Source organism: Candidatus Macondimonas diazotrophica (assembly GCF_004684205.1).
In the GTDB taxonomy this organism is placed as follows: domain Bacteria; phylum Pseudomonadota; class Gammaproteobacteria; order UBA5335; family UBA5335; genus Macondimonas; species Macondimonas diazotrophica.
Map to the genome: position 1 here is coordinate 126,568 of NZ_SRIO01000007.1, position 11,501 is coordinate 138,068.

Below are 11,501 nucleotides of genomic sequence, written 5' to 3' on the forward strand. Positions count from 1 at the left end.
GGCAAGTTTACCAGCAAAACCAGGCGCGCCATCGCTCCCCATCCACGCCCGTTTAATGCGGAAGAATCCGAAGTGCCGTGGGTGTTGCCGCTTTCGCGCCCCATGGTAGGATGCGCGCCGAATGGCCCGAAACGTCGGTTTCGGGATCGGCAATGAGTACATACAGGACGGAAATACAGCATGTCGATCGGTGTGATTTTTCCGGGACAGGGATCCCAGTCGGTAGGGATGCTGGCTGCACTGGCGGAGGAATTTACCGAGGTGCGGTCGTGTTTCGACGAGGCCAGCGGCCTTCTTGGGTACGATCTGTGGGCGCTGGTGCAGAATGGCCCGGATGAAAAGCTCAATCAAACGGCGATCACCCAGCCCGCGCTGCTGACGGCTGGCGTGGCAGCGTGGCGCGTCTGGCGCAGCGAGAACGGTCCGGCTGCACGGGTGATGGCCGGGCACAGCCTGGGTGAATACACGGCGCTGGTTTGTGCCGAGGCGATGGCATTCGACGATGCCGTCCGTATCGTGGCACGGCGCGGCGAGCTGATGCAGGAGGCCGTCGCTGTTGGCGAGGGCGCCATGGCAGCGATTCTGGGTCTGGACGATGCCCAGGTCGCTGCGGCCTGCGCCGAGGCGGCCGATGGCCAGGTCGTGGAACCAGTGAATTTCAACTCGCCGGGTCAGGTGGTGATTGCCGGTCATCGTGCGGCCGTGGAGCGGGCAATTGCTGCCGCTCAGGCACGGCGGGCCAAGAAGGCAATGATTCTTCCGGTCAGTGTGCCGTCTCACTGCGCGCTGATGGAGCCTGCCGCCGGACATCTCGCCAGCGAGTTGGACAAAATCGAGATCCGGGCGCCGAAGGTGCCCGTGATCCATAATGTGGATGCGCGTCCGCGTACGGATCCGCAGGCGATTCGAACGGCCTTGGTGCAGCAGCTCCATCGGCCCGTGCGCTGGGTCGATGTGATCCGGGCGATGACTGCCGATGGCCTGGCGTTGGTGATCGAGCCCGGCCCTGGAAAGGTCTTGAGCGGCCTCGGAAAACGCATTGAGCGGGATGCCAATTTCCTGCCGGTGTTCGATCCGGAGTCGCTTGCCAAGGCGCTGAACGCGGCGTTGGAGATGTGAACGGATGAGCGAGACACGTATCGCATTGGTGACCGGGGCGTCCCGGGGGATTGGTCAGGCCATTGCGCGCGAACTCGGCGCGAGCGGTCTGCATGTCGTCGGGACCGCGACCAGCAGCGAAGGGGCAGCACGGATCGAGGCGGATCTCCAGCAGCATTGCGGCAGGGGGTCGGGCCGGGTGTTGAATGTGACCGATCCCGATTCGGTTCAGGCGCTGATGGATTCACTCAAGAGCGAGGCCGGAGAGCCGGCAGTCCTGGTCAACAATGCCGGGATTACCCGCGACAATCTGTTGATGCGAATGAAGGATGCGGAGTGGGATGACATCATTGCCACCAATCTGACTTCGGTCTACCGCCTGTCCCAGGCCTGTTTGCGTCCGATGATGAAGGCCCGCTGGGGGCGCATCGTCAGCATCGCGTCGGTGGTGGGCGTAATGGGTAATGCCGGCCAGAGCAACTATGCCGCTGCAAAGGCCGGAATCATCGGGTTTTCGAAGTCGCTGGCGCGCGAGGTCGGCTCGCGGGGGGTCACCGTCAATGTGGTGGCTCCTGGATTCATCGCAACCGACATGACCGACGCGCTCAATGAAGCGCAGCGCTCGGCAATTCTTTCCCAGGTCGCCCTCGGACGACTCGGGTCTGCACAGGAAGTGGCGCAGGCCGTTGCTTTCCTGGCATCCGATGCCGCCGGTTACATTACTGGCGAGACGCTTCACGTTAATGGTGGTTTGTACATGATCTGACCGTCTTGCCGATGGCGGTGACAGATCCATTGCCTTTCATTACAATGGCGCCCGCACGCCGGTATCCGCGGGCAAATCGAGAGGATTCAAGGAAAATGAGCAGCATTGAAGAACGGGTCAAGAAGATCATCGTTGAACAGCTGGGGGTCAAGGAAGAGGAAGTGAGCGCTGAAGCCCACTTCGTTGATGATCTCGGCGCCGACTCGCTGGACACCGTTGAGCTGGTGATGGCCCTGGAAGAAGAGTTCGAATGCGAGATCCCCGACGAGGAAGCGGAGAAGCTGACGACTGTGGGACAAGCCATCGATTATATCAAGGCCCATCTGGCCGATTGATCCTGATCCCATCCTTTCGCAGCCCGCAAAAAGCCGTCACCCGTCCGGTGACGGTTTTTTGCGAACTAATGGAGACGGGTTCCGCATGGATAAGCGCCGCGTTGTTGTGACTGGCCTGGGTATGGTGACCCCGCTGGGGTTGGATACCGCGTCGACTTGGTCGGCCATTGTGACCGGGACGAGTGGCATCGGGCCATTGGATGTTGACTTCGACCTTTCCAAATTTCCGACCCGGATTGGGGGGCAGGTCCGAGACTTCGATCCAACGCGTTACATGTCGAGCAAGGATGCCCGCCGTATGGATACGTTCATCCAGTACGGTATAGCAGCGGCGCAGGAGGCGATTCAGGACGCCCGCCTGGAAGTAACGCCCGACAATGCTGAGCGCATTGGGGTGTCTATCGGATCCGGGATTGGCGGAATCGAGGGGATCGAGAAAAACCATCTCGCGTTCTTGGAAAGCGAGTACTCGCCGCGAAAGATTTCGCCGTTCTTCGTTCCATCCAGCATCATCAACATGGTGTCCGGAAACCTCTCCATCATGCATGGCTTGAAAGGTCCCAATCTCGCCGTGGTGACTGCTTGCACCAGTGGCGCGCACAACATCGGTTTGGCGGCGCGCCTGATTCAGGCCGGAGATGCCGACATCATGCTCGCAGGTGGTGCGGAAATGTCGGCGACACCGATCTCATTGGGCGGATTCTGTGCCGCGCGTGCCTTGTCGGCGCGTAACGATGAGCCGATGCGGGCGAGTCGTCCGTTCGACAAGGATCGTGACGGGTTCGTCATGGGCGACGGAGCCGGTGTGCTGGTTCTCGAAGCGTATGAAAGCGCGCAGGCCCGTGGTGCAACGATCTATGCGGAGCTGATCGGTTTCGGTATGAGCGCCGATGCGCATCACATTACCCAGCCCAGCGAAGGCGGCGAGGGCGCCGCACGGTGCATGGTCAATGCGCTGCGCGACGCGAAAGTTGCGCCCGAGGCTATTGGCTATATCAACGCGCATGGCACCTCGACTCCAGCAGGTGATGTGGCAGAAACCGAAGCCATCAAACGTGCATTCGGCCCACATGCCCGAACCGTGGCGGTGAGTTCGACCAAGTCGATGACCGGACATATGCTCGGTGCGGCGGGTGCGGTGGAGGCCGCGTTCTCCATTCTTGCGCTGCGCGATCAGATCATCCCGCCGACCATCAATCTCGATGACCCGGATCCGGCGTGTGACCTGGACTTCGTGCCGCATCAGGCCCGCGAAGCCCGGCTCGAGATGGTGCTGTCAAACTCATTCGGGTTCGGCGGTACGAACGGCTCTCTGATTTTCAGACGGGTTGACTAAACCCGGGCGTTTCCGGGTGACTGGGGTGTCATTGATTCATCACCAGCGGCTCTCCACCCGCCCTGACCTTTTGGCTTTGCAGGCGCGTTTTCCAGACCATTATCCCGTGTTGTTGGAAAGCGCCGCTTCTCACCCCCTGACGGGGCGTTACGATATCCTGCCGGCATTCCCCGAGGTTGTTCTGGAAGCGGACGGGCGGGGTGAAGGCTTTCTTGCGGAGTTGGATGCCGCCTGCCGCGCCGAGCCGATGCTTGCCGAGCGACCGGGCTTGCCATTCCAAGGGGGTTGGGTCGTCTATCTGGGGTACGAACTGGCTGGGGCGATCGAGCCGCGCCTGATGCTGCCCCGATCGGCCGATGATGGCCTCCCGATGGCACTGGCCTGGCGTTGTCCTGCTGCACTGATTCATGACCACGTGCTGGGTGAGACATGGGCTGTGGCCGAGCGGTCCGGTGACGTGGATCGCCTGCTGGCTGATTTGGTCAATACTCCCGCGCGGGCTGCAGCCGTTCTCCCGGCCTGCCACATCCAAGAAGCGGATCCGTCGCTTCACTTCGAGGCGATCGCACGGGCCCAGCGTTATATTCAAGAAGGCGATATTTTCCAGGCCAATTTGTCCCGTCTCTGGGAGGGCGAGTTTTCCGCACCCGTTGTGCCCGAGGCACTGTACGCGCGGCTGCGACAATGCAACCCAGCACCTTACGCGGCGTTGATGCGTTGGGGCGAGTGCGCTGTATTGTCCAGTTCGCCGGAGCGGTTGCTTCAGCGTGCGGGCGCCTGGATTCAGACGCGTCCGATTGCCGGGACCCGGCGACGCGCGCAGGATCCGGCTGAAGATCGGGCGTTGGCCGAGGAACTGGTCGTTCACCCCAAGGAGCGTGCCGAGCACGTCATGCTGGTGGATCTGGAACGCAATGATCTGGGGCGGATCTGTCAGCCTGGAAGTGTGCGTGTGGTGGAGCGGCTGCAGGTGGAAACCTATGCTCATGTGCACCACATCGTTTCTGCAGTTGAAGGGATGGTGCGTCCCGAGGTCGGGGTCGCGGCCCTGTTGAGCGCACTGTTTCCCGGTGGAACCATCACGGGTTGCCCCAAAGTACGGTGCATGGAAATCATTGCCGAACTGGAAGGTGTGGCGCGCGGGCCTTACACGGGTTCGATCGGCTATATCAGCCGGGATGGTCGCATGGATTTCAATATCCTGATCCGCACGGCCGTGCTGAAGGGGCGCCGCATCAGCCTGCGGGCGGGCGGCGGAATCGTTGCCGATTCCGATCCCGCGCGCGAACTGGCGGAGACACGGGTCAAGGCCGAAGGACTCTTGCGGGCGTTGGAGCCAGAGGTATGCTGAGCTGGGTAAACGGTCGCCCTCAGGATGCGGTGCCGGTTACCGACCGCGGATTGAGCTATGGGGACGGCCTCTTCGAAACCATACTCGTGGCATCCGGGCAGGCTTTGGGCTGGGCGTTGCACATGGACCGTCTGGCACGGGGATGCTCGGCCTTGGGTTTGCCGCCGCCGCCGATCGACGGATTGAATGCGGATCGGGCCGGGTTGTGTGCCATTGGACCCGATCCGGCCGTGCTCAAGATCATTCTGACGGTTGGCGGGACGGCGCGCGGTTATGCCCGCCCCGATCCATTTGCCTGGCGCCGTATCGTCAGTCTCATGCCGGCACCAGCGTGGCTACGGGATGACTATGAAAGCGGCATTCGGGTGAAATGGTGCCGGCAACTCTGGTTCTCCGATCCGGATCTGGCCGGCATCAAGCATCTGAACCGGCTCCCTCAAGTTCGCGCACGGGCCGAATGGACCGACGCCGGCATTGCCGAGGGCTTGATGCGGGATCCAGAGGGCCGTGTGATCGGCGGGACCATGAGCAATCTGTTTGTGATCAAAGATGCGGTGTTGGCGACGCCTAACCTGACGCAGTGTGGGATTGCCGGAACCATGCGCGCGCGGATCATGGCGATTGCTCATCGGCTGGGGTGGACGGTCGAGGAGACAGCACTATCGGTGATGGATTGTTATCGGGCCGATGAACTCTTTGTGTGCAACGCGGTGCGGGGGATCCGTCCCATCCGGCAACTGGAGTCCCGAATGTTCAGGCCCGGGCCGGTCACCAGGGCCCTGCAGCGCGAGTTCGGTTTTCCCTGGCCTGTACCAGAGGATGCGAGATGACCGGTTCGCCGTCTCGCCCGCCGGTCGGATGGCTGCGGCGGTTCGCTTTGTTGGGGGCGCTGTGGGTCCCGGCTGGCCTGTTGGCGATTGGCGCCGGATGGGGATTGATGGCGCATTATCAGCACACCCCGCTGCCGGGCGTCGTCACCGCCCGGACCATCGAGATTTCATCCGGCGAGGGATTTGCCGCCATTGCACATGAACTCGAGGTGCAGGGGGTGCTCGGCAGGCGATGGCCGTTCATGCTGTTGGCCGTTCTGGAGGGAAAGACGCGGCGAATCCGCGCCGGCGAGTATCGGCTGATGCCCGGCCTGACTCCACAGAAATTGCTGGATCAATTGGTCAATGGGGACATCCGTCTGCACCGACTCACGCTGGTGGAAGGATGGACATTCCGGCAGGTTCGGCAAGCCATCCAAGGCCATCCTGAGCTTGAACAGACCATCGATGACTGGCGCGGTGAATCCGTGATGGCGAGGCTTGACAGACCTGGGCACTCCCCGGAGGGCCAGTTCTTCCCGGATACGTATTTGTTCGCGCGAGGCACCCCCGATTGGATCGTGCTTGAGCAGGCCCATCGTCGTTTGCGAAAAGAACTCGCGTCGGTCTGGCGCACCCGTGATGCCGACTTGCCTCTGGAATCGCCTGAGGCGCTGCTGACGCTGGCCTCTTTGATCGAGAAGGAAACTGCCGTGAGCTCGGAGCGACCCCAGATTGCTGGGGTCTTCATCCGACGGCTGCGTTTGGGGATGCCGCTGCAGACGGATCCCACCGTGATTTTTGCCTTGGGTGCCGACTTCGATGGCAATCTCACACGGGCCCACCTGCGTCAGGATCACCCCTACAATACCTACCGGATCAGCGGACTCCCGCCCGGCCCCATTGCCCTGGTCGGCCGCGCCGCGCTGGAGGCTGCAGCACATCCGGCGCCTGGACGGGCGGTCTTCTTCGTCTCTCGCGGCGACGGGACGCATGTGTTTTCCGAGACGCTCGAAGAACACAACCGGGCCGTCAATTGCTATCAACGTCGATTGTGTCGGGGAGATGCGCCATGATGCCGACCGCACGAGGTCGTTTCATCACTCTTGAAGGGGCCGAAGGTGTCGGAAAGAGCACGCATCTGCCGTTTATCAGCGAATGGCTGCGCGCACGCGGTATCGAGGTCGTTCAGACCCGGGAGCCGGGCGGCACCCCCTTGGCCGAAGGGATTCGCGGGCTGTTTCTGAGTTGCGGCGGGATGCCAGCGGAGAGTGAGCTCTTGCTGCTGTTCGCTGCGCGTGCCAGCCACTTGCGGGAGGTGATCGAACCGGCGCTGGTGCGAGGCGCCTGGGTGATCTGTGACCGTTTTACCGATGCGACCTATGCCTATCAAGGCGGAGGGCGTGGGATCGATTCTGCATGGATCGCCGATCTGGAACGAAGAATCCAGGGGCACATCAACCCTGACCGCGTTCTGCTGCTCGATGCACCCGTCGCGATCGGACGGGGACGGGTCGCGGCGCGGCGCGGCGCGGCGGTGGACCGGATTGAAGAGGAGGATGATGGGTTTTTCGAGCGGGTTCGGGACGTTTATCTCGCGCGGGCTCGCCAGCCGGGTTATCGGTTGATCGACGCGAGTGGCTCGGTCGAAGCCGTGCAACGCCTGTTGGTCGAGGCGCTGGGCGATCTGATCGATCCGTGCCGACCATGAACAGCAGCCGGCTCGATGCGGCACCGGTGGCTGAAGTGTTGGCGCCTTTTCCCTGGCAGATGCGGCATTGGCAGCGGCTCGCGGAGGCACGCCGGCAGGACCGCCTGGCCCATGCCTATCTGCTGGCGGGCCCATCCGGGGTGGGCAAGCGTGCTTTCGCGCAGCGGCTTGCCGCCAGCCTGTTGTGTCTTGAGCCGGACGCCGAACACCTGCCGTGCGGCCGTTGTGCGGGTTGTTTGTTGCAGCGCGCCGGCTCTCACCCCGACTTCAATCTGTTGGAACCGCAGCCGGGCAAGACGCAGATTTCCATCGAAGCGATCCGCGAGTTGTGTACAGCGTTGGCCCACACCGCCCATCAGGGACGCTTCCGGGTTGCCGTGATTCGCCCGGCCGAAGCCATGACTCCCCAGTCGGCCAACAGTTTATTGAAGACGCTGGAAGAACCCGGGGCAGGGGTTGTTCTGATGCTCGTCAGTGATCGGCCGCTGGCCATAATGCCCACGCTGCTCAGTCGCTGCCAGCGGCTGGACTTTTCCATACCCGCGGAGGATCAGGTCCGGGCTTGGCTGGGTCCGTGCGCCGATGATGAGGTCTCGATGCAGCGATTGCGCGTCCTTTCAGGTGGGGCGCCACTTCAGATCCGGGAGTTTTTGAACGGGGACGTGACGCAGCGGCTCGATTGCTTGGCGGGAGAGGTCACCGGAATTCTGGTGGGGGCAACCGATCCACTGATGGTCGCCAACCGATGGGCAAAGGAAGAGCCGCTGGAATTGGTTGGTCTGTGGATGGCCCGGCTGGGGGAGGAGTGGGCACGGCTTCGCATCCTGGCTCCGAACCGTTTTCCAGTATTGCTCGACGGTGCTTCGAGCCGGATCCAGAATGTCGTCACACGTGCCGATATCGAAGATGTACTGGCGTATACCACCTATGTCCGGCGGGTCCGACTCTGGTTGTCCCACGGTGTTGCCAATCGCTTGGGCTTATTGGAGAGCCTGCTGGTACCGTTGGCAACGGGATTGCGGGATTTCAGACATCAAGAGCCCGCCAGCCAGACCATCTGAGGGATGCAAACAATGGCTGACACATCGACCTCTCCGGGGGGCATTCTCAATATCGCCATCAAGGACAAGGCGGCCTTGTATGAAGCCTACATGCCGTTCTTGCGAAACGGGGGGCTGTTCTATCCCACCATCAAGCCGTATCGAATTGGGGACGAGGTTCTGCTCCTCTTGACCCTGATGGACGATAGCGAACGGATCGCCGTGGCCGGGAAAGTCGCGTGGATCACACCCGCCGGCGCGCAGAACCGGCGGCGCGCCGGGATCGGTGTGCAATTCAGTGCGAAGGATGAGGGTGCCACCCAGAAACGCATCGAGGTATACCTAGCCGGTGCGCTGAACAAGGATCAGCCCACGCTGACCTTGTGATGGGTGCTGCTCAATACACGCTTGCGATTCGGCGGTTCATCTGCCTTTGCAGCCGGGACCAGACGAAAGCGGGTTCGAGACGCTGGTAACAGATCGGCGTCGGTGAGGGGTCGTCTTTGGCTAATTGGGGGCACTCGCGCTTCAAGCAGGGGGAGCACGGCAGATTGGCCTGCAGATTCTGTCCCATCCCCCCGTAAAGCCCCGTGCGACTACTGTCAGTGGCGCCGTACAGCCCAACCACCGGTCGACCCAAGGCGCAGGCAAGGTGGCCCAGACCGCTGTCAACGCTGATCACGCCGGCTGCCAGGGACAGGATTTCCATGAGCCCATCAAGCGTGCTTGCCGGCAGCACCTCGCTGCGTGTACCGGCCTGCGCCAGTATTTCGGCGCGTGCCTTTTCTGCATCATTTCCCCAGGGTAGCGCCACCCGGTAGCCATGCTTTTCTGCCAAGGCGATCAGGATTTTCCAGGATTCGGTGGGGTAATGCTTACTCTGCCAGGTGGTCCCATGCAGGAAGATCAGGCGACGCGCATCCCCCTGGCCGTGGCGCTGCAGGCCGTAATCCGGTGGCATGAACGGGTAGGAATAGCCCAAAGCCCCAGCAAACAGCCGGCGAACCCGCTCGACAGCGTGCAGGGGGCGCGGAACCTCAATGCAATGGCGATAAGCCAGCGACGCCAAGGGTTCACGTGCCGACATGCGCGACAGCCCTGCAGTCGGCCCGCGGCACAAGCTGCTGACAATTGCGCTTTTGTAGAGTCCTTGAGCATCCAGGATCAGATCGTAGGATTGGGCGCGTAGCGCTCGATGACTGTTCCACAAATCGAGCCAGCTGCGCCGCGTCAAAGGGTCGGTCCGGAGTTTTCGCAACGAAATTGGGATGACACGATCGACGGCCGGGTGGCGGGCTGGAATCGCCGAAAAGCCGGATTCCACCGCCCAGTCGGCGCGCAACCCCGGCAGCGCTCGCGCCGCATCGGTGAGCGCCGGCAGGGTATGGACCACGTCACCGAGCGAGGAAAGTTTCACGATCAATAGACGCACAGGACCCGCCTTGCCAACCGTTTGGTATGTTGAGACACTGATATGAGCAAGGAAATGCTACGGTTTATGGCGCAAGAATGTAATAGACCATCATGGAGGATGACGATGTCGACCCTGGCTTTATTGCGTGAGGATCCCAGCCGGCGTGCCCTGCGCGCCATTACGCATCAGATCGGCTATGGCACGCTTGCTCGGGCGGGCGCCAAGGCGGCGATCCGGAGCCGCCTGAACCGCACTGAACTGCCGCGCCAGTTTTTTCTTTCGCTTTGGGATACGTTGGGTCAGCGCGAGGCCATCGTCGACGGGGATCGCCGCATCACATTCACGCAGTTCAAGGACCGTGTCTTGCGTTTGGCCGATGGCCTGCATCAGCTCGGTTTGCGTGAAGGAGACGCATGCGCCGAATTGCTCTACAACTGTTCGCACTGGTTTGAACTGAATCTGGCTTGTGCATTGACCGGAATGGCGATGCCGATGTTGAACTGGCACTTGCGGCCGCAGGAGCTGGTCGACTGCATTCAGCGCGCCAATGCCAAGGTTCTGGTGGTGGACTCCAGTTTCGCCGAGATGGTGGCGAAGGTACGCGATCAGATCCCCGGAGTCGAGCGCGTGCTCCTGACGGGATCCGAGCGTCTCGAAGGCTTCGATTCTTTTGAGGAGCTGATCCAACGTTCGGCGCCCCGCTTGCCGCCAGGACATTTTTCGATGTCGTCCAAGCCCTACAGCGGCGGTACGACCGGAACGCCGAAGTACATCAACCTGAATCAGGAGGTGATGTTCGGCGAATCGGATACGGCGCGCCGCGGGGTGAGTCGCGAGCAGATCACCCGTCTCACGCTGATGCAAGCCAGCGCATTCGACTGGTACGGGCTGGGTGAGTGTCATGATGCCATTACTGGTAATGCGCGCTCGCTGATCCCCGGACCGCTCTACCACGCCGGGGTGCAGATCGGCGTGTTGCCATTTTTCTTTGGTGGCACGGTGGTGCCGATGCACAAGTTCACGGCCGAGGGCTTTCTCAAGGCCATCCAGGACGAGCGCATCAACTGGACCTTCGTGGCGCCGACCATGCTCGAGCGCGTATTGGCCCTGCCCGATGAGGTCAAACACAAGTACAACCTCGCCAGCATGCGGACCATCGTCTGTGCCGCTGCGCCCTGTCCGCCCAAGGTAAAACAGGGAATCAACGCCCTGTTTCGTCGCCAGGGCGCCCGGAACGATGTGTTCCATGAGTACTACGGGGCGTCGGAAACCGGCCTCATCACGGTTCTGGTACCCGAAGACTACCAGGCGAATCCCAAGCGCTATGAGAGCGTCGGCAAGGTGCGTGCGGCTCAGTGCCGGATCTACGATCCGGAGACGCAGCGCTGGGCGCAGCCCGGCCAGGAAGGCAAGGTGCTGGTGCGTTCGGCACTGACCAGTGGGCTCGAATACGTCGGCCAGAAGGCCAAGACCGACGAGTGCTTCATTCCGATTGATGGCGAACTCTGGTATGACGACGGTCTGATTGGTTATCTGGACGAGGACGGTTTTCTGTATCTGACCTCGCGGGTGAAGGAGATGATTATTTCGGGGGGTGTGAATCTGTTCCCGAACGAGATCGAGCATGCGATCAAGCTGAAC

At 61.8% G+C, this 11,501-nt stretch carries 12 protein-coding genes; 11 read left to right on the forward strand and 1 reads right to left on the reverse strand.

Annotated elements, in window-relative coordinates; all coding sequences use genetic code 11:
* Positions 1-180: 180 nt before the first annotated feature.
* The 10 genes from fabD to E4680_RS07315 all read left to right on the forward strand — a co-directional run bounded on the left by fabD (position 181) and on the right by E4680_RS07315 (position 8,833).
* Complete coding sequence (gene fabD / locus E4680_RS07270; RefSeq protein ID WP_135281737.1) at positions 181-1,119, forward strand: ACP S-malonyltransferase; 939 nt, start codon at positions 181-183, stop codon at positions 1,117-1,119.
* A gap of 4 nt (positions 1,120-1,123) precedes the next feature.
* Positions 1,124-1,864, forward strand: a complete 741-nt coding sequence (gene fabG / locus E4680_RS07275; protein WP_135281738.1) for a 3-oxoacyl-ACP reductase FabG — start codon at positions 1,124-1,126, stop codon at positions 1,862-1,864.
* Between the two features lie 95 nt (positions 1,865-1,959).
* Positions 1,960-2,199 (forward strand): acyl carrier protein, encoded by a 240-nt coding sequence (gene acpP, locus E4680_RS07280; protein ID WP_135281739.1) that lies wholly within the window; start codon positions 1,960-1,962, stop codon positions 2,197-2,199.
* Between the two features lie 85 nt (positions 2,200-2,284).
* The gene (gene fabF, locus E4680_RS07285; RefSeq protein WP_135281740.1) at positions 2,285-3,535 is read left to right on the forward strand and encodes a beta-ketoacyl-ACP synthase II; all 1,251 of its coding nucleotides are present in this window, start codon (positions 2,285-2,287) and stop codon (positions 3,533-3,535) included.
* A 34-nt stretch (positions 3,536-3,569) separates the two neighbouring features.
* Positions 3,570-4,886 carry an aminodeoxychorismate synthase component I gene (locus E4680_RS07290; RefSeq protein ID WP_205688805.1) on the forward strand — a complete coding sequence of 439 codons (1,317 nt, stop codon included), beginning with the start codon at positions 3,570-3,572 and terminating at the stop codon, positions 4,884-4,886.
* On the forward strand, positions 4,880-5,716 hold the full coding sequence (gene pabC / locus E4680_RS07295) for an aminodeoxychorismate lyase (protein ID WP_135281741.1): 837 nt from the start codon (positions 4,880-4,882) through the stop codon (positions 5,714-5,716). Before E4680_RS07290 ends, pabC begins: the two co-directional genes overlap by 7 nt.
* Complete coding sequence (mltG, locus tag E4680_RS07300; protein ID WP_135281742.1) at positions 5,713-6,771, forward strand: endolytic transglycosylase MltG; 1,059 nt, start codon at positions 5,713-5,715, stop codon at positions 6,769-6,771. The genes pabC and mltG overlap by 4 nt, the downstream gene beginning before the upstream one ends.
* Complete coding sequence (gene tmk / locus E4680_RS07305) at positions 6,768-7,406, forward strand: dTMP kinase (RefSeq protein ID WP_135281743.1); 639 nt, start codon at positions 6,768-6,770, stop codon at positions 7,404-7,406. Before mltG ends, tmk begins: the two co-directional genes overlap by 4 nt.
* Entirely contained in the window at positions 7,403-8,467 is a 1,065-nt protein-coding gene (gene holB, locus E4680_RS07310; protein WP_135281744.1) for a DNA polymerase III subunit delta', read from the forward strand. The genes tmk and holB overlap by 4 nt, the downstream gene beginning before the upstream one ends.
* A gap of 12 nt (positions 8,468-8,479) precedes the next feature.
* Positions 8,480-8,833, forward strand: a complete 354-nt coding sequence (locus E4680_RS07315; protein ID WP_135281745.1) for a PilZ domain-containing protein — start codon at positions 8,480-8,482, stop codon at positions 8,831-8,833.
* 10 nt (positions 8,834-8,843) lie between these two features.
* Here E4680_RS07315 and waaC read toward each other — a convergent pair whose 3' ends face one another.
* On the reverse strand, positions 8,844-9,878 hold the full coding sequence (gene waaC / locus E4680_RS07320; protein WP_135281746.1) for a lipopolysaccharide heptosyltransferase I: 1,035 nt from the start codon (positions 9,876-9,878) through the stop codon (positions 8,844-8,846).
* A 105-nt stretch (positions 9,879-9,983) separates the two neighbouring features.
* On the opposite strand from waaC, the gene E4680_RS07325 reads away from it, so the two are divergent.
* On the forward strand, positions 9,984-11,501 hold a 1,518-nt coding region (locus E4680_RS07325; protein WP_167792425.1), incomplete at its 3' end, for an AMP-binding protein.